Origin of the sequence: Bacillus sp. SIMBA_008, assembly GCF_046535495.1 — a bacterium.
GTDB lineage: Bacteria > Bacillota > Bacilli > Bacillales > Bacillaceae > Bacillus > Bacillus subtilis.
The window spans coordinates 331,463-349,810 of the sequence record NZ_JAWRWL010000005.1 but is presented as its reverse complement, the minus strand read 5'-3'; the positions used below and the strand labels follow the sequence as shown (position 1 = coordinate 349,810).

The 18,348-nt window shown below is 42.4% G+C and carries 16 protein-coding genes and 1 rRNA gene; 8 read left to right on the top strand and 9 right to left on the bottom strand.

Annotated features, from left to right (window positions below; translation table 11 throughout):
- From SB658_RS18085 to dnaA, 8 genes are all read right to left on the bottom strand, one after another.
- A 16S ribosomal RNA gene (locus tag SB658_RS18085) occupies positions 1–361 on the bottom strand; the annotation flags it as partial.
- Between the two features lie 289 nt (positions 362–650).
- Positions 651–3,116, bottom strand: coding sequence for a DNA topoisomerase (ATP-hydrolyzing) subunit A (gene gyrA / locus SB658_RS18080; protein ID WP_144500410.1), 2,466 nt, complete (start codon positions 3,114–3,116; stop codon positions 651–653).
- A gap of 210 nt (positions 3,117–3,326) precedes the next feature.
- Positions 3,327–5,243, bottom strand: a complete 1,917-nt coding sequence (gene gyrB, locus SB658_RS18075; protein WP_003226808.1) for a DNA topoisomerase (ATP-hydrolyzing) subunit B — start codon at positions 5,241–5,243, stop codon at positions 3,327–3,329.
- Between the two features lie 54 nt (positions 5,244–5,297).
- A complete protein-coding gene (remB, locus tag SB658_RS18070; protein WP_003219266.1) occupies positions 5,298–5,543 on the bottom strand; it encodes an extracellular matrix regulator RemB in 246 nt (81 codons plus the stop codon).
- A 17-nt stretch (positions 5,544–5,560) separates the two neighbouring features.
- On the bottom strand, positions 5,561–6,673 hold the full coding sequence (gene recF, locus SB658_RS18065) for a DNA replication/repair protein RecF (protein ID WP_003243515.1): 1,113 nt from the start codon (positions 6,671–6,673) through the stop codon (positions 5,561–5,563).
- Between the two features lie 15 nt (positions 6,674–6,688).
- Complete coding sequence (gene rlbA / locus SB658_RS18060) at positions 6,689–6,904, bottom strand: ribosome maturation protein RlbA (RefSeq protein WP_003226810.1); 216 nt, start codon at positions 6,902–6,904, stop codon at positions 6,689–6,691.
- A gap of 130 nt (positions 6,905–7,034) precedes the next feature.
- Positions 7,035–8,171: a DNA polymerase III subunit beta gene (gene dnaN, locus SB658_RS18055; protein WP_003226811.1), complete on the bottom strand. Its 1,137-nt coding sequence runs from the start codon at positions 8,169–8,171 to the stop codon at positions 7,035–7,037.
- Positions 8,172–8,359: 188 nt separating this feature from the next.
- Positions 8,360–9,700, bottom strand: coding sequence for a chromosomal replication initiator protein DnaA (gene dnaA, locus SB658_RS18050; RefSeq protein ID WP_003242674.1), 1,341 nt, complete (start codon positions 9,698–9,700; stop codon positions 8,360–8,362).
- A 626-nt stretch (positions 9,701–10,326) separates the two neighbouring features.
- Between dnaA and rpmH the strand changes: the two genes are divergently transcribed.
- The 8 genes from rpmH (at position 10,327) to noc (ending at position 17,819) form a co-directional block, all read left to right on the top strand.
- On the top strand, positions 10,327–10,461 hold the full coding sequence (gene rpmH / locus SB658_RS18045) for a 50S ribosomal protein L34 (protein WP_003178075.1): 135 nt from the start codon (positions 10,327–10,329) through the stop codon (positions 10,459–10,461).
- 151 nt (positions 10,462–10,612) lie between these two features.
- Positions 10,613–10,963, top strand: coding sequence for a ribonuclease P protein component (gene rnpA / locus SB658_RS18040; RefSeq protein ID WP_003242628.1), 351 nt, complete (start codon positions 10,613–10,615; stop codon positions 10,961–10,963).
- 144 nt (positions 10,964–11,107) lie between these two features.
- Positions 11,108–11,893: a YidC family membrane integrase SpoIIIJ gene (gene spoIIIJ, locus SB658_RS18035; RefSeq protein WP_085185268.1), complete on the top strand. Its 786-nt coding sequence runs from the start codon at positions 11,108–11,110 to the stop codon at positions 11,891–11,893.
- Positions 11,890–12,516 carry an RNA-binding cell elongation regulator Jag/EloR gene (gene jag / locus SB658_RS18030; RefSeq protein ID WP_003243764.1) on the top strand — a complete coding sequence of 209 codons (627 nt, stop codon included), beginning with the start codon at positions 11,890–11,892 and terminating at the stop codon, positions 12,514–12,516. Before spoIIIJ ends, jag begins: the two co-directional genes overlap by 4 nt.
- 310 nt (positions 12,517–12,826) lie before the next feature.
- Positions 12,827–14,206: a tRNA uridine-5-carboxymethylaminomethyl(34) synthesis GTPase MnmE gene (gene mnmE, locus SB658_RS18025; protein ID WP_014478576.1), complete on the top strand. Its 1,380-nt coding sequence runs from the start codon at positions 12,827–12,829 to the stop codon at positions 14,204–14,206.
- Positions 14,207–14,226: 20 nt separating this feature from the next.
- Positions 14,227–16,113 carry a tRNA uridine-5-carboxymethylaminomethyl(34) synthesis enzyme MnmG gene (mnmG, locus tag SB658_RS18020; protein ID WP_003226825.1) on the top strand — a complete coding sequence of 629 codons (1,887 nt, stop codon included), beginning with the start codon at positions 14,227–14,229 and terminating at the stop codon, positions 16,111–16,113.
- A 13-nt stretch (positions 16,114–16,126) separates the two neighbouring features.
- Positions 16,127–16,846, top strand: coding sequence for a 16S rRNA (guanine(527)-N(7))-methyltransferase RsmG (rsmG, locus tag SB658_RS18015; RefSeq protein ID WP_015250777.1), 720 nt, complete (start codon positions 16,127–16,129; stop codon positions 16,844–16,846).
- Between the two features lie 121 nt (positions 16,847–16,967).
- Complete coding sequence (gene noc / locus SB658_RS18010) at positions 16,968–17,819, top strand: nucleoid occlusion protein (protein WP_015250778.1); 852 nt, start codon at positions 16,968–16,970, stop codon at positions 17,817–17,819.
- A 50-nt stretch (positions 17,820–17,869) separates the two neighbouring features.
- Here the strand turns inward: noc and SB658_RS18005 are convergent, their stop codons facing one another.
- Positions 17,870–18,310 carry a PH domain-containing protein gene (locus SB658_RS18005; RefSeq protein WP_144500411.1) on the bottom strand — a complete coding sequence of 147 codons (441 nt, stop codon included), beginning with the start codon at positions 18,308–18,310 and terminating at the stop codon, positions 17,870–17,872.
- Positions 18,311–18,348 lie beyond the last annotated feature (38 nt).

Genomic DNA, 18,348 nt, shown 5'->3' with positions numbered 1-18,348 from the left:
GCTGCCTCCCGTAGGAGTCTGGGCCGTGTCTCAGTCCCAGTGTGGCCGATCACCCTCTCAGGTCGGCTACGCATCGTCGCCTTGGTGAGCCGTTACCTCACCAACTAGCTAATGCGCCGCGGGTCCATCTGTAAGTGGTAGCCGAAGCCACCTTTTATGTTTGAACCATGCGGTTCAAACAACCATCCGGTATTAGCCCCGGTTTCCCGGAGTTATCCCAGTCTTACAGGCAGGTTACCCACGTGTTACTCACCCGTCCGCCGCTAACATCAGGGAGCAAGCTCCCATCTGTCCGCTCGACTTGCATGTATTAGGCACGCCGCCAGCGTTCGTCCTGAGCCAGGATCAAACTCTCCGATAAAGTAGTTTGACTGACTACGCACATCGCTGTGCGATTTATAAAAAACTGAATTAACAGGTACGTTTTGTCTTGTTTAGTTTTCAAAGAACTTTGTGTGCTTCTCTCGAAGCGACTACTTAATAGTAACATTTTTAGTTAACTAGGTCAATACTTTTTTAAAAAAGTTTTTACTAGACATAATGGTCATGCTTGTGTCTTTAAAAAGACAACAGAAATGATTATATCATAATTTTTATGACTGTAAAGGGTTATGACAAAAAAAGCGCAGCTATTTCAGCTGCGCTTTTTTTCACACTTCTTCTTGTTCTTCTTCATTCTCATCTTCTTCGTTTTTCTCAACTAAAGCTACTGTAGCAACATGCTCTTCTTCTGCCATTCTGATGAGACGCACACCTTGAGTGACACGTCCGGTGATGGAGATATCATTGATGTCCATTCTGATGAGTACGCCGCTAGCTGTAATAATCATTAGATCCTCTTCACCTTTAGTAGCTTTCACTGCTACTAGTTGGCCGTTGTTCTCGGTGATTTTCGCTGTTTTGAGTCCTTTTCCGCCCCGGCTTTGGGTTCTGTACTCTTCAGCAGGAGTTCGTTTTCCGTACCCTTTTTCAGTTACGATAAGGACGTGTGATTCTTCCTCTAAAATCTCCATGCCGACAACAGCGTCGTCATCCGTCAGGGTGATGCCTTTTACGCCCGCCGCAGTTCTTCCCATCTCTCGGACATCTGTTTCAGGGAAACGAATCAGTAAACCGTTTTTCGTTCCAATGATGATTTGTTTTGTGCCGTCAGTCAGACGTACACCCATCAGTTCATCATCTTCACGAAGACTCAGAGCAATTAGACCATTGTTGCGGATATTAGCGAATTGAGATAGCGATGTTCGTTTTGAAACCCCATGCTTTGTAGTGAAGAAGAGGTAAAGCTCCGCATTGAATTCCGTGACTGGAATAATCGCGTTGATCCACTCACCCTTTTCTACCTCCAGCAGGTTAATAATCGGGATTCCTTTTGCCGTTCTGCCGTATTCAGGGATTTCATACCCTTTTGCACGATACACTTTCCCCTTGTTCGAGAAGAAGAGAATCGTGTCATGAGTTGACGTAGAGATCAAATGTTCAACGAAATCATCTTCGTTTGTTCCCATACCTTGTACACCTTTTCCGCCCCGTTTTTGACTGCGGTAAGTTGATGCAGGAAGACGTTTGACGTATCCGTTGTGCGTCAGAGTAACTACGATATTTTCTCTCTCGATGAGATCTTCATCTTCAATTGTCTCCAGTCCAGAAGTGACGATCTCAGTACGTCTTTCATCGTTAAAACGCTCTTTGATTTCCGTGAGTTCTTCACGAATGATCTCAAGCACTTTATATTCATTTGCCAAGATGTCTTTTAGCTCTGCAATTAATTTAACAAGAGACTGGTATTCTTCTTCGATCTTTTCACGTTCCAGTCCCGTTAAACGCTGGAGCCTCATGTCAAGGATCGCTTGTGCTTGCTTCTCTGTCAGTGAGAATTGTTCAATTAAACCTGTTCTCGCAATTTCAGCCGTTTGAGAATTACGGATAAGGGAGATAACTGCATCGAGATGATCCAGTGCAACTCTCAATCCTTCCAAGATATGAGCTCTCGCTTCTGCTTTACGCAATTCATAAGCAGTACGGCGTCTAATGACAACTTTTTGATGGTCAAGGTAATGCTCCAGGCATTGCTTAAGAGTTAAAACTTTCGGCTGGCCATCAACAAGCGCAAGCAGGTTGATGCCAAAAGATGTTTGTAGAGCAGTTTGTTTGTACAGATTGTTTAAGATAACATTCGCATTGGCATCGCGTCTGATTTCAATGACAATTCTCATACCTGTACGATCTGACTCATCACGCAGATCTGTGATACCCTCTATCTTTTTGTCCCTTACGAGATCAGCAATTTTCTCAATTAATTTCGCCTTATTTACTTGGTAAGGTAACTCTGTAACGATAATTCTTTCTTTACCCGAAGATGTTTGTTCGATCTCAGCTTTTGCCCGGATCGTGATAGAGCCTCGGCCTGATTCGTATGCTTTCCGGATACCGCTGCGTCCCAAGATTTGACCCGCGGTCGGGAAATCAGGCCCTGGAATGACTTCCATAAGCTCTGGAATTGTAATGTCCGGATTCTCACTAACAGCAAGTACACCGTCAATGATTTCTCCCAGCTGGTGCGGAGGAATGTTTGTTGCCATACCTACCGCAATGCCGGCAGCACCGTTCACGAGCAGATTCGGGAACCTTGAAGGCATAACGACAGGTTCTCTTTCTGACCCGTCATAGTTATCCTGGTAATCGATTGTGTCTTTTGTGATGTCGCGAAGAATCTCCATTGAGATTTTAGACATTCGTGCTTCTGTATAACGCATGGCCGCCGCTGAGTCTCCGTCAACAGAACCGAAGTTTCCGTGACCGTCAACGAGCATATAACGGTAGTTGAAATCCTGAGCCATTCTGACCATGGATTCATATACCGCTGAATCACCGTGCGGGTGGTATTTCCCGATAACTTCTCCAACGATACGCGCGGATTTTTTATAAGGCTTGTCACTTGTCATGCCTAAATCATTCATTGCATACAAAATCCGTCTATGAACCGGTTTTAAACCGTCACGAACATCCGGAAGAGCACGGGACACGATAACGCTCATTGCATAATCCAAGAAGGACGTACGCATTTCCTGACTGATATTTATTTCACGAACTTGTGGTGTGTTTTGTTCACTCATTAAAAAACCTCCCTGAAGTATCACATGAAATATGTGGGAGTAGATTGTCCATTATGACCTTCAATACGATTTCACTATTCTCCATTATATCAATAAACTTATGATTATACACATTAAATTGCTAGAATATATAGGTATTGCAGGCATCGCTGCATCTGATCTTGTTCAGAAAAAAGCCTTATTTCTTATTGGAAATAAGGCTTTTTATGATTAGATGTCAAGATTTTTAACGTATCTCGCATTCGCTTCTATGAAGTTTCGGCGCGGTTCTACCTTGTCGCCCATAAGCATTTCAAAAGTCTCATCCGCATCCATTGCATCTTCAAGAGTTACCTGAAGAAGTGTTCTGGAGCTAGGATCCATGGTTGTCTCCCATAGCTGGGTGGCATTCATTTCACCAAGACCTTTGTAACGCTGCAGTCCAGGCTTAGGCGTTTGAGGAAGAGTTTTTAACAGCTCTTCAAGCTCCTTGTCATTGTATGCATATTCAACGCGTTTCCCCTGTTGAACCTTGTAGAGCGGCGGCTGCGCAATGTACACGTAGCCATTTTCGATAATTTGGCGCATATATCTGTAAAAGAACGTTAACAGCAGTGTTCTGATGTGCGCGCCGTCAACATCGGCATCTGTCATAATGACAACTTTGTGGTAACGGGCTTTCTCAAGGTTGAAGTCTTCTCCGATACCTGTGCCGAGCGCTGTGATCATAGAGCGAACTTCGTTGTTAGAAAGGATTTTATCCAGTCTGGCCTTTTCAACGTTTAGGATTTTACCTCTAAGCGGCAAAATGGCTTGGAAATGTCTGTCGCGTCCTTGTTTAGCAGATCCTCCGGCAGAGTCACCCTCTACGATATATAACTCGGAGATGCTCGGATCTTTTGAAGAGCAGTCCGCTAACTTACCGGGCAGGTTTGAAATTTCCAAAGCACTCTTACGGCGTGTTAGTTCACGCGCTTTTTTCGCAGCCATTCTTGCTCTTGCCGCCATTAAACCTTTATCGACAATTTTTTTGGCTGCATCTGGATTTTCCAGCATAAATGTTTCCATCGCCGTAGAAAATAACGTATCGGTGATCGTCCGTGCTTCTGAGTTGCCCAGCTTTGTTTTTGTTTGGCCCTCAAACTGCGGATCAGGGTGTTTGATTGAAATAATCGCTGTCAGCCCTTCCCTTACGTCATCTCCGCTTAGGTTTGGATCATTTTCTTTAATAAGCCCTTTTTTTCTGGCGTAATCGTTGATAACACGAGTCAGGCCCGTTTTGAAGCCAGCTTCATGGGTACCGCCTTCGTACGTGTTAATGTTGTTTGTAAACGAGTAAATGTTGCTTGTGTAGCTGTCATTGTATTGCAAAGCCACTTCAACCGTAATGCCGTCCTTTTCGCCTTCAATGTAAATCGGCTCTTCATGGACAACCTCTTTAGAGCGGTTTAAATACTCTACATAACTTTTAATTCCGCCTTCGTAATGGTATTCATTTTTGCGCTCTTGTCCTTCACGTTTATCTTCAATCGTGATGTTTACGCCCTTTGTTAAAAAGGCTAATTCACGCACGCGGTTGGCAAGCAGATCGTAATCATACTCGGTTGTTTCTGAGAAAATTTCAGGGTCCGGGACAAAATGTGTCGTCGTTCCTGTATGATCCGTTTCGCCAATGATTTCAAGGTCTGTAACCGGAACTCCGCGTTTATAGGTTTGGCGGTGAATTTTACCGTCACGGTGAACCGTCACATCAAGCTCTGTTGATAGTGCGTTTACGACCGACGCACCTACACCGTGTAATCCTCCGGATACTTTATAGCCGCTTCCGTCAAATTTTCCTCCGGCATGAAGCACCGTCATAATGACTTCTACCGCAGGACGGCCCATTTTTTCATGAATACCGACTGGAATACCGCGGCCATTATCTACAACCGTGATACTGTTGTCTTTTTCGATTTGGATATTGATATCCGTACAATAACCGGCGAGGGCTTCGTCAATACTATTGTCGACAATTTCCCATACCAAGTGGTGAAGGCCTTTGCTGTTTGTCGAACCGATATACATCCCCGGTCTTTTACGAACAGCTTCCAATCCTTCTAGTACCTGTATCTGATTTTCATCATAACTGTTTTGCTGCTGTTCCATAGCCACGTCATTCACCTACACTTTTCTAAACGATATATTCGTGATAAAAAATTTCTAAGAATCTATTTCAAACATAAATTGCGCACGTTTTTTTAATGTGCTGGAAGATAAGGGAGAGTAATATATATTCTGAACCGTTACTACGATAGATTTGGGCGTGCCGTTTACGGAAGGCACCACCTTGTGTTTCTGTTTTTTCAGAAATTCTTCAACAATAGGCGACATGTTGGCTTTAAAGTCAAAAATGCCGACAATATCTCGTGTTGAAACCACAAAGTCATCACCTAAATGAATATACAATTGCTCACCTCATTTCTTCACTTCACTAACGCACCATTTTGCACACGGAACATTCCTGCTTGACGTAAGGTTTCGTGATCAATGCCATCAACGCTTGTCGTTGTGACAAACGTTTGTACACGGCCTTGGATCGTATGAAGCAAGTGTGACTGGCGATAATCATCCAGTTCACTCAGTACATCATCCAATAGTAAAATGGGATATTCTCCGATTTCTTCATGGATCAGGTCAATCTCCGCCAGCTTAAGGGACAACGCCGTCGTTCGCTGCTGTCCTTGAGAACCATACGTCTGCACATCGCGTCCGTTCACATAGAAAAGAACATCATCGCGATGAGGCCCTGACAGCGTCACACCACGCTCAATTTCTTTTTCTCTTAATTTAGAAAACGCTTCTTGATAGCTATCTCCTATTTTCGACAAATCTAGGGGATCTGATACATCAAGAGCTGTATGGTATTTCAGGGTCAGTTCTTCAAGCCCTCTTGAGATGCCTGCATGGATGGGCTGCGCCCATTTCTCGAGCTGTGCTGTAAACTGCAGGCGTTTTACGACGACTTTTGCTGCAACTTCTACAAGCTGATCGGTCAGAACATCGAGCATCGTCCGGTCAGTTTGTTTTCTTGTTTGCAGCTGTTTCAAAAAATGATTCCGCTGGGAAAGGATTTTCTGGTAAAGAGAAAGATCATGAAGGTAGACGGGAGAAACCTGTCCGATTTCCATGTCAAGAAACCGCCTTCTCACTTGAGGGCTTCCCTTTACAAGATTTAAATCTTCCGGCGCGAACATAATGGTGTTGAGGGCCCCGACATACTGGCTGAGCTTTTGCTGTTCAATATGATTGACCTTGCCCTTTTTACCCTTTTTGGAGATGACGAGCTGCATCGGGATCGCCCCGTTTTGCTTCATCACTCTTCCCTCTATTTTAGCATAGTCTTTGTCCCACCGTATAAGTTCTTTGTCATTTGATGTCCGGTGCGATTTCGCCATGGACAAGACATAGATCGCCTCCATGAGGTTTGTCTTCCCCTGGGCGTTTTCTCCGATGATCACATTTACTTTATTTTCAAATTGAAGTTCAGCATGGTCGTAGTTGCGGTAAGATGTCAGTTCTAAGTTCTGGATATACAATCAGTGTCACCCGCTTTAATTGACGACTTGAAATGAACCAAATCCTTCAATCTCTACCACATCTCCAACATACAGCTTTCTGCCTCGGCGGTTGTCCGGCTCATCGTTCACAAGCACTTCATGCTCGCTTAAAAACCACTTCGCCATACCGCCAGACTGAATCACATCGGCTAATTTTAAGAATTGTCCGAGTGTAATCATCTCTGTATCAATTGAAATCGGATTTGCCATTATATCGACCTCTTTCAAATATCACTAATATCTAATTGTACTAAAAAAAAACGAATTAGGGAAAGGGAAAACTTGTCGGAGCAGATACCGAATAGAAAAGCTGCCGACAAGTCGGCAGCAGTGTATCGGATTAATAGGTTCTGACAGGGAGGATAAGCTGTACAATCGTTTCATCATTCGGCGTGCGAATTAAGAAAGGTCTCATTGCGCCTGTAAAGCTTACGCGTATTTCTGCTCCTTCAAGCACCTTTAGTGCATCCAGCATATATTTTGGACTAAAAGAGATATTTAATTCCTCACCTTCAATTTGATCCGCAGCAATTGCTTCCACAACTTTACCGATTTCCGGCGAGTTGGAAGAAATTTCAATGGATTCAGCCGGTTTTGCGGACAGTTTTACAACGTTGTTGCGTCCCTCTCTAGCTAAAAGAGATGCACGATCAATGGCCTGAAGGAATTCTTTTGTGTTCACAATGATTTCTGTTTTGCTGTCTTGCGGAATCAGGCTGGTTGTGTCTGGATAATTCCCGTCCAGAAGCCGCGAGAAGAATAAGACGTTTTTCGCTTTAAACAGAACTTGGGTTTCTGTGATGACGATATCTACAAGTTCCTGGTTGTCATCTAAAATCTTGCTGAGTTCAGTTAAACTTTTTCCTGGAATCACGACGTTATAAGATCTGTCTTCTGGAATATCAAGTTTCGCCTTTCTTAATGCAAGACGGTGGCTATCCGTTGCAGTGCATAATAATTCACTTTGCTCCACTTTCCAGTTTACACCTGTCAAGATAGGGCGTGTTTCTGAGGTGGACACTGCAAATACTGTTTGTCTGATTAGATTTTTTAACAAATCAGTTGGGATCTGAATCGCATGATGCTCTTCAATCTGCGGCAAGTGCGGATACTCATCAGCATCCAGTCCGTTTAGATTAAATTCAGCTTTACCAGAACGGATAATCGTCAAATACTGATTTTGGACTTCGATTTCTACAGTTGCCATCGGCAATTTTTTTACAATTTCACTAAAAAAGCGAGCCTGTAAAACGATGCTTCCGGGCTGTTCAATAGTGACGATTTCTTTATCTCCTTCTTCTTTTGGAATGAAGGATTCAATAGAAATATCTGAGTCACTCCCTGTAAAGGATACTCCATCATCTGATGCAACAATTTTAATACCAGTCAGAATGGGAATCGTGGTTCTGGATGAAACTGCTTTTAATACATCTTGGACACTTTCAACAAGACGATCTTTTTGAATCGTGAATTTCATTTTTATCCTCCTAACGGATAATGTATTAATATATATATTTATAAAAAATAGTAGAAGTAATAGTAGGGCCTGTGGATTTGTGGATAAGTTGTGAAAAAGACAGGAAACACAGCCTATCCACATGTGGACAGACTGTGTATGACTTCCGAAAAGTTATTCACACTTTCCCCGATTGATCCCCGGTCCTGCTATTTAAGCTGTTCTTTAATTTCTTTTACATGCTGCTGAAGCTGTTCATCATCTGCCAGCAGTTTTGAAATTTTTTCATGCGCATGAATAACGGTCGTATGATCACGTCCTCCAAACTCTTCACCGATTTTAGGAAGAGAGGAATCAGTCATTTCCCTTGATAAGTACATGGCGATTTGACGCGGAAAAGCTACTGACTTTGTCCGTTTTTTTGCTTTGAAATCCTCGAGTTTAATATTAAATTGCTGGCCTACTACCCTCTGAATTTCCTTTATCGTAATGACTTTCGGTTTTGAGGAAGGAATAATATCTTTCAACGCCTCAGCGGCCAGATCAGCATTAATATCTTTATTAATTAAAGATGAATAAGCGACAACTCTGATTAATGCCCCTTCGAGTTCCCGAATATTGCTGTCGATTTGATTCGCGATGTAAAGCATAACCTCGTTTGGAATATCGAGGCCCTCTGCTTTGGCCTTTTTTCTTAAAATTGCAATTCTCGTTTCTAGATCAGGCGGTGTGATATCTGTAATAAGTCCCCATTCAAAACGTGAGCGCAATCTGTCTTCAAGTGTCGGAATTTCCTTTGGCGGCCGGTCACTTGAAATGACGATTTGTTTGCTTTCTTCGTGCAATGTGTTAAATGTATGGAAAAATTCTTCCTGGGTTTGTTCTTTCCCCGCTAAAAATTGAATATCATCTATCAAAAGCACATCAACATTTCGATAGCGATTGCGGAAGTCGACGGCTTTATTATCTCGGATAGAGTTGATGAATTCGTTTGTAAATTTCTCAGAAGACAGATAAACCACTTTGGCAGAAGGATTATGATCTATTACATAATGGCCGATCGCATGCATTAAGTGCGTTTTCCCTAAGCCGACGCCCCCATAGATAAATAAAGGGTTGTAAGCTTTCGCGGGTGCTTCCGCTACTGCGAGGGAAGCAGCGTGTGCAAATCGGTTTCCAGATCCGATGACAAAAGTATCAAAAGTATATTTTGGATTGAGCATATTTTGAGGAAAATCAGATGTATCTTCTTTGACCGCTTTTTTGACTTGCGGTTTCGGCATAAAGTCCTCAACATCTTGATTTTGAGGAATGACAAACTTAATGCTCAATTCTTCCCCGGTTAATTCATATATAGTATCTGCAATCAGATGCAAGTATCTGGACTCCAGCCAGTCTCTGGCAAATTCATTGGGAGCCGTGATTGTTAATGTATCGCCTTGCAGTGAGTGGGCTTTGGTTGACTTCATCCAAGTCTCAAAACTCGGTTTGCTCAACTTTTTTTCGATTTGAGCAAGGGCTTGGTTCCACAGGTCTAATATATTTTCCATCTTCCGGCACGTCCCTCCTTTTCTTAGAAAATGGCGTCTTTCTCTGTTATAGAACACAAAAAAAGAGCAAATGGCGCTTACCATTCGTACACATTAAATGTTGAAAACATATAATATAGTAGATAAATAGCTTTTCGACAAATTTCACAACTTGTGGACAACCTTCTACACAAGCTGTGTGAAATCAATCCACAACTTATCCACACTTTGTGGATAAAGAGGAAAGGTAGGATTAGTAATCAAGAGTTAAAACACAAATATAATACCAAAATAAACGAGAGCTTGCAATGGTTGTCACAATCTTATCCACAAAGCGGACAACCTGTTGAAAAAACCTTGTCCACAGGGGTTGGTAATGTGAAAATGTTGTCGATAACCTCTGTGGATACTAAAAAAATCCGAAAAAGATATCCACATGCGTGATTTTAGGGGCAAATTGTTTGGATTTGTCTTTTTTCCGTAAAATTAAGGAATCTAAAAAATAAGGTTTCGAAAGTTGAAAAGGTATGGTATCCTATTATGGTTGCAAGAAATAAAAGCACTAGTGAAGTTGACAATGAATAGGTAACGCAAATATAATAAGTAAGACTGTCTTTAACAGCTATTCCTCGAGGGAGGTGTCATAAATGAAAAGAACATTCCAACCGAATAACCGTAAACGCAGCAAAGTTCATGGCTTCAGAAGCCGTATGAGTTCAAAAAACGGTCGTCTAGTTTTAGCACGCCGTCGCCGCAAAGGCAGAAAAGTATTATCAGCTTAGGCCACTGAATAATGTCAGTGGTCTTTTTTCACGTTATGGGAAAAGATAGATGTGATGCGTAATGAACCGGGGCATGCTTCCTGGTTCAGATGCATCTCATGTTCATAATAAATTTTAAAAGTTTCTGCCAGCCAGTATCGGAGTGAGTCATTTGAAGAAGCGAAATCGTTTAAAGAAAAATGAAGATTTTCAAAAAGTGTTTAAACATGGGACATCAGTTGCAAACCGCCAGTTTGTCTTATATACGCTTGATCAGCCTGAAAATGATGAACTGCGTGTCGGGCTTTCCGTCAGCAAAAAAATTGGCAATGCCGTGATGCGAAATCGGATCAAACGTTTGATTCGGCAGGCCTTTCTTGAAGAGAAAGAGAGACTGAAGGAAAAGGATTACATCATTATTGCCAGAAAACCGGCGAGCCAGCTGACATATGAGGAAACGAAAAAAAGTCTGCAGCATCTATTCAGAAAGTCTTCATTATATAAGAAATCTTCGTCAAAGTAGGCATCACCACTGCTTTCTTACAACTTTTAAAAGCGCTTCCTTTCTGGTTGATCAGAAAAAGACACCATTTAAAACTGAAAGATGCTAAAATACATACAAGTATGCTTTGCAATAAAAGAGTGTAAAGATTAATTATAGGAGGAAATGTTGTTGAAAAGGAGAATAGGGTTGCTATTAAGTATGGTTGGCGTATTCATGCTTTTGGCTGGATGCTCGAGTGTGAAAGAGCCGATCACTGCAGATAGTCCGCATTTCTGGGACAAGTACGTAGTATATCCATTGTCTGAGCTCATTACTTATGTAGCGAAATTGACGGGAGATAACTACGGGCTTTCAATTATTCTAGTTACCATTTTAATTCGTTTATTAATTTTACCGCTGATGATTAAGCAGCTGAGAAGTTCGAAAGCGATGCAGGCTTTACAGCCGGAAATGCAAAAGCTTAAAGAAAAATACAGCTCAAAGGATCAAAAAACGCAGCAAAAGCTTCAGCAGGAAACAATGGCTTTATTCCAAAAACATGGTGTCAATCCATTGGCGGGATGTTTCCCGATTTTGATCCAAATGCCGATTTTAATTGGATTCTATCATGCGATCATGAGAACACAGGCGATTTCAGAGCACAGCTTCTTATGGTTTGACTTAGGAGAAAAAGATCCTTACTATATTCTTCCTATCGTTGCTGGTGTTGCTACATTTGTTCAGCAAAAACTGATGATGGCGGGCAATGCGCAGCAAAATCCGCAAATGGCGATGATGCTTTGGATTATGCCAATTATGATTATCGTATTTGCGATCAACTTCCCGGCGGCTCTTTCTCTTTATTGGGTAGTCGGTAACTTGTTTATGATTGCGCAAACTTTCCTCATTAAAGGACCTGATATTAAAAAAAATCCTGAGCCGCAAAAAGTCGGAGGAAAGAAAAAGTGAGGAATGTGACTGCTGCAGGGCGAAATGTCGATGAAGCAGTACAGTCCGGATTGCAAGAGTTGGGATTAACGAAGGATAAGGTAGAAATTACTGTTATTGAAGAGGGAAACAAAGGGTTTCTCGGTATCTTCGGTAAAAAGCCTGCGATCGTAAAGCTGGTTGAAAAGATTGATCCGATTCAGCAAGCGAAGTTATATCTTCAAACGATTGCCGAAGCCATTGCCGGGAAGTCTGATGTGACTGTTCAAGAAAGCAAAAAGACAGTGAGATATCATATAACAGGTGAAAAGGCAGCATTGTTGATTGGGAAAAGAGGACAAACCTTAAACGCCCTTGAAACTTTGACACAGCTTGCCCTTAACCGTTATCCAGGCCAATATAAAAATGTGACGGTGGATGCAGAAAACTATCGTTTGAAAAGAAAAGAAACACTGAGCCAGCTGGCCATCAAGCTTGCTGACCAGGTTTTGAAAACGAAAAAATCCATCCAGCTTGAGCCCATGCCGTCCAGCGAAAGAAAAATTATTCACGATACTCTTTCTGGATATGCAAACCACCAGATCAAAACATATTCAATGGGTGAAGGCGAAAATCGTCATCTCGTTATTTCCCATAAAAGATAGCATAAAACCGAAGTCCGATAAAAATTGGATTTCGGTTTTTTTGTATCCGAAAAATCTACTTTTCCTAGTAATATCAAGGTTTTGCCGTTTAAGTTTTTTCTTTTTAGGTGTATCCTGTTGATAAAAAGGAAGTTCAGGAAATAAAATTAATTGTTATTCACATGTGGATAAGTTAAAGTAATAAGGGACGAATTTCTATTTCTGTGGATAACAAATCTTCCACTTCGAACCAAACTATGTTATCTTTTAGTTTTGGCATAATAAAAATTTTTTTATATAGATGAAGTATAAGTAAAGAGAGGTGAACAACATGGATACAATTGCGGCAATTTCCACACCGATGGGAGAAGGCGCGATTGCGATTGTACGGTTGAGCGGACCAGAAGCCATTCAAATCGCAGATAAAATTTATAAGGGACCGAAGGGGAAAACACTCAGCTCGGTCGAATCACATACGATTCATTATGGTCATATCGTAGACAGACCTTCGGATCGTGTCGTTGAGGAAGTAATGGTATCAGTGTTAAAAGCGCCGAGAACTTTTACACGAGAAGATGTCATCGAGATTAACTGTCACGGGGGAATTGTGACTGTGAACCAAGTGCTTCAGCTTGCATTGAGAGAGGGAGCGAGACTGGCAGAGCCTGGTGAATTTACGAAACGTGCGTTTTTAAACGGCCGAATCGATCTTTCACAGGCGGAAGCGGTTATGGACTTAATCAGAGCGAAAACGGACCGGGCAATGAACGTTGCTATGAATCAAATGGAAGGGCGTCTTTCTGCTTTGGTGCGCCGTTTGCGCAGTGAGATTTTAGAAACACTGGCCCATGTTGAGGTGAATATCGATTATCCGGAGTATGATGATGTAGAGGAAATGACGCATCAGATTTTAGTCGAAAAGGCAACCGCCGTGAAAAAGGAAATTGAGGCGTTGCTGAGGACTTCTGAGCAAGGAAAAATCTTGCGTGAAGGTCTTTCTACCGTCATTATTGGCCGGCCAAACGTAGGAAAATCATCTCTTCTGAACAGCCTCGTTCATGAGGCAAAAGCCATTGTAACCGATATTCCCGGAACGACGCGGGATGTGATTGAGGAATACGTGAATGTAAGGGGCGTCCCGCTTCGTCTGGTTGATACAGCAGGTATTCGTGAAACAGAGGATATTGTTGAGCGAATCGGTGTTGAACGTTCTCGCCAGGTCCTAAAGGAAGCGGACCTGATTTTACTTGTGCTTAATTATAGTGAAGAGCTTTCTGAAGAAGACGTGAAGCTTTTTGAAGCCGTTGAGGGCATGGATGTTATCGTGATTTTGAATAAGACTGACCTTGAGGCGAAGATTGACACTGAACGTGTCCGTGAGCTTGCCAATGGACGTCCAGTTGTTACGACATCTCTTTTAAAAGAGGAAGGCATCAATGATCTGGAAGAAGCGATTCAATCACTGTTCTACACGGGTGCCATTGAAAGCGGTGATCTGACTTATGTCAGCAACACACGTCACATCTCTATTTTACAGCAAGCAAAACGCGCCATTGAAGATGCGCTTAGCGGCATCGAACAGGATGTCCCGATCGACATGGTGCAAATTGACCTTACAAGATGCTGGGAGCTTTTAGGGGAAATCATTGGAGATTCTGTCCACGAAAGCTTAATTGATCAGCTCTTTTCACAATTCTGTTTAGGAAAATAATAAAAGGAGGAACTAGAATCATGGGGTATGAAGCAGGCCAATACGATGTGATTGTGATTGGCGCCGGGCATGCCGGTGTTGAGGCTGCCCTCGCATCTGCACGCCAAGGCGCCAAAACGCTTGTCTTGACCATCAACCTAGATATGGTTGCATTTATGCCATGTAATCCGTCTGTCGGCGGCCCCGCAAAAGGGATTGTCGTCCGCGAAATTGACGCGCTCGGCGGAGAAATGGGAAGAAACATCGATAAAACGCATATTCAAATGAGAATGCTGAATACAGGAAAAGGTCCTGCGGTTCGTGCTTTGCGTGCGCAAGCAGACAAATTCCAATATCAGCACGAAATGAAAAATACGCTTGAAAAAGAACCAAACTTAACATTGCTGCAAGGAATTGTGGAGCGGCTGATCGTTGAAGACGGCGAATGCCGAGGCGTTATTACACAAACCGGTGCACATTATCGTGCGAAAGCAGTTGTCATGACGACAGGGACATATTTAAGAGGACGTATTATTCTTGGCGATCTGTCTTACTCAAGCGGCCCAAATAACCAGCAGCCTTCTATTAAGCTTTCTGAGCATTTGGAGGAACTTGGTTTTGACCTTGTTCGTTTTAAAACAGGTACGCCGCCTCGCGTTAAAAGCGACACGATTGATTACAGCAAAACGGAAATTCAGCCTGGTGACGATGTGCCTCGCGCTTTCTCATATGAAACAGTGGAATATATCACAGATCAGCTCCCTTGCTGGTTGACATATACAAGCCCTGAGACACATGAGATTATTGACAGCAACCTGCACCGTTCACCGATGTATTCCGGTATGATCAAAGGTACGGGCCCAAGATACTGCCCATCCATTGAAGATAAAGTTGTCCGTTTTAATGATAAACCGCGTCACCAAATCTTCCTTGAGCCGGAAGGCAGAAATACACAGGAAGTCTATGTCCAAGGTTTATCTACAAGTCTTCCAGAAGACGTACAGCAAAGAATGCTTGCAACGATTCCTGGACTTGAAAACGTGCAAATGATGAGAGCCGGCTATGCGATCGAGTATGATGCAATCGTACCGACACAGCTCTGGCCGACACTTGAAACAAAAAAAATCACAAACCTTTACACTGCAGGCCAAATTAACGGAACATCCGGTTATGAAGAAGCTGCGGGACAAGGGATTATGGCGGGAATCAATGCAGGACGAAAAGCGCTTGGAAAAGAAGAAGTAATTCTAAGCCGTTCTGACGCCTATATTGGTGTTCTGATTGATGACCTTGTGACAAAAGGTACCAATGAGCCATATCGTCTTTTGACATCACGTGCGGAATACAGATTGCTGCTTCGCCATGACAATGCTGATTTGCGTCTGACAGAAATCGGACACCGCATTGGATTGATTTCTGATGAGCGCTATGCGGCTTTTGAGAAGAAAAAAGCGGCGATCGAGGCGGAGAAAAAACGTCTTCATTCTGTAATTATCAAGCCGTCTCCGGAAAATCAAGAATATATCCGTTCTCTTGGCGGAAGCGAATTGAAAGATGGAGTTCGCGGCACAGACTTGATGAAGCGTCCTGAAATGAACTATGAAACAGTCACAAAACTGGCGCCGCCAGAAGTGCCAGTTCCTCAAGACGTGGCAGAACAAGTAGAAATCCAAGTGAAATATGAAGGATATATTGAAAAATCTCTTCAGCAAGTGGAAAAACTGAAGAAGATGGAAAATAAAAAAATTCCAGATCGAATTGATTATGACGCAATTAAGGGGATTGCGACCGAGGCGCGTCAAAAACTGAAAAATGTACGACCTTTGTCTGTTGCCCAAGCTTCCCGCATTTCCGGTGTAAACCCGGCGGACATTTCAATTCTATTGGTGTATTTAGAGCAGGGACGCATTGCGAAGATAGCCGAATAGAAAGGATGACGGCATGAATATTGAAGAATTCACTTCTGGTTTGGCGGAAAAAGGGATCTCCCTTTCTCCCCGTCAGCTGGAGCAATTTGAGCTGTATTACGACATGCTGGTTGAATGGAACGAAAAAATCAATCTGACTTCAATAACAGAGAAAAAAGAAGTGTATTTAAAGCATTTTTATGATTCCATTACAGCTGCTTTTTATGTCGACTTCAATCAGGTGAACACGATTTGTGATGTCGGAGCGGGAGCGGGTTTTCCAAGTCTGCCGATAAAAATATGCTTTCCGCACCTCAATGTCACAATCGTGGATTCACTGAACAAACGGATCACGTTTTTAGAAAAGTTATCTGAGGCTTTGCAATTGGAGAATACAACATTCTGCCATGACAGAGCTGAAACGTTCGGGCAACGGAAAGACGTGCGTGAAAGCTATGATATTGTGACAGCGCGAGCAGTTGCGAGATTATCTGTTTTGAGTGAGCTTTGCTTGCCTCTGGTGAAGAAAAACGGTTTATTTGTTGCTTTAAAAGCCGCATCAGCGGAAGAAGAACTGAATGCAGGCAAAAAAGCAATCACGACGCTTGGAGGAGAACTTGAGAATATCCATTCTTTTAAGCTGCCTATTGAAGAAAGCGATCGTAATATTATGGTGATACGCAAAATAAAAAATACACCTAAGAAGTATCCAAGAAAACCGGGAACTCCTAATAAATCGCCAATTGAAGGGTAATTTAGACAGCCTGATATGACAATACCATCATATTTTCATCAAAATTGATGGATGTACAGCAGGAAAAACCATGAGAAAATAGAATTATAAAAATGGCAGTTTTTAAAGGTGGTGTAGGTACATGAAGCATTCATTCTCTCGTTTCTTCGGGCTTGGTGAGAAGGAACAGGAGCCGGAGATTGCTGAACATGATACAAACAAAGAAGAGATTCTGGAAATACCGGTAAATGCTATCGTTCCCAACCGTTTTCAGCCACGCACCATTTTCTCAGATGAAAAAATCAAAGAGTTAGCAATGACCATTCATACACACGGCATTATTCAGCCGATTGTTGTTAGGCATACAGAAGAAGAAGGCCAATACGAACTCATTGCAGGTGAAAGACGCTGGAGAGCGGTGCAATCGCTTGAGTGGGAAAAGATTCCGGCAATTATTAAGGATTTTTCCGACACGGAAACCGCTTCTGTGGCGTTAATCGAAAACTTGCAGCGGGAAGAACTGTCTTCTATTGAGGAAGCGCATGCTTATGCTAGGCTGCTTGAGCTGCATGATTTAACACAGGAGGCACTCGCACAGCGCTTAGGAAAAGGGCAGTCTACAATCGCGAATAAGCTTCGGTTATTAAAGCTGCCTCAGCCGGTCCAAGAGGCGATTATGGAGAAGAAAATCACCGAGCGCCATGCCAGAGCGCTGATTCCGCTGAAACAGCCTGAGCTCCAAGTCACACTGCTCACAGAGATTATTGAGAAAAGTTTAAATGTAAAGCAGACGGAAGACCGCGTGGTGAAAATGCTGGAGCAAGGCAAAAGAAAGCCAAAGCCGAGACGCAAAGCATTCAGCAGAGATACAAGAATTGCGATGAACACGATTCGCCAGTCACTATCAATGGTGGAAGACAGCGGTGTAAAATTGAATACGGAAGAAGAAGAATTTGAAGAATATATTCAATTAACGATTCGCATACCAAAATAGAAGCTCTCCTGAAAAGCAGGAGAGCTTTTTATATTTTTAATAAAAGGTAATCACTTACTTTTAGTGAATATCATTATATTAGAATTCTTTTCTTTGAGCTTGTGGATAAATTCTTCAGATTTTTGCGGTGAAATCACTGCATGTCCCCATCCCCCCTGATAATATATTGTGATGGCATGGCGAGAGCCGATCAGACGAAAACCGGACCACAGTTTCTTTTTTTGAACGACTTTATCGATGTTTTCATAAGGAATTTGATGTTTGATCAATCCGGCTTTAATGATCAGATGGTGTTCCTTCAATACATATTTTAGGTCAATAAAGCTCCAAATGATGAGCACATTTAAAAGAGTCAGCAGAATAAAAATGATCCAGCCGGAAACTCTCATATTTCCCAGCACAAAAGGAACAATGGCATCTGCTTGTATCAGTAATATGAGAAACACAATCATCAGCGTAACGGGTACATCTCTTTTCGTTTGATAAACCATTTTCTCACCATCCTGTTTTCACGTTCTGTACTGTGACT

Excerpts from the sequence above, each read along its gene's own strand:
- gyrA (WP_144500410.1), bottom strand. The coding sequence starts at position 3,116 with ATGAGTGAACAAAACACACCACAAGTTCGTGAAATAAATATCAGTCAG.
- gyrB (WP_003226808.1), bottom strand. The coding sequence starts at position 5,243 with ATGGAACAGCAGCAAAACAGTTATGATGAAAATCAGATACAGGTACTA.
- rlbA (WP_003226810.1), bottom strand. The coding sequence starts at position 6,904 with ATGGCAAATCCGATTTCAATTGATACAGAGATGATTACACTCGGACAA.
- dnaN (WP_003226811.1), bottom strand. The coding sequence starts at position 8,171 with ATGAAATTCACGATTCAAAAAGATCGTCTTGTTGAAAGTGTCCAAGAT.
- dnaA (WP_003242674.1), bottom strand. The coding sequence starts at position 9,700 with ATGGAAAATATATTAGACCTGTGGAACCAAGCCCTTGCTCAAATCGAA.
- rpmH (WP_003178075.1), top strand. The coding sequence starts at position 10,327 with ATGAAAAGAACATTCCAACCGAATAACCGTAAACGCAGCAAAGTTCAT.
- spoIIIJ (WP_085185268.1), top strand. The coding sequence starts at position 11,108 with ATGTTGTTGAAAAGGAGAATAGGGTTGCTATTAAGTATGGTTGGCGTA.
- mnmE (WP_014478576.1), top strand. The coding sequence starts at position 12,827 with ATGGATACAATTGCGGCAATTTCCACACCGATGGGAGAAGGCGCGATT.
- mnmG (WP_003226825.1), top strand. The coding sequence starts at position 14,227 with ATGGGGTATGAAGCAGGCCAATACGATGTGATTGTGATTGGCGCCGGG.
- rsmG (WP_015250777.1), top strand. The coding sequence starts at position 16,127 with ATGAATATTGAAGAATTCACTTCTGGTTTGGCGGAAAAAGGGATCTCC.
- noc (WP_015250778.1), top strand. The coding sequence starts at position 16,968 with ATGAAGCATTCATTCTCTCGTTTCTTCGGGCTTGGTGAGAAGGAACAG.
- SB658_RS18005 (WP_144500411.1), bottom strand. The coding sequence starts at position 18,310 with ATGGTTTATCAAACGAAAAGAGATGTACCCGTTACGCTGATGATTGTG.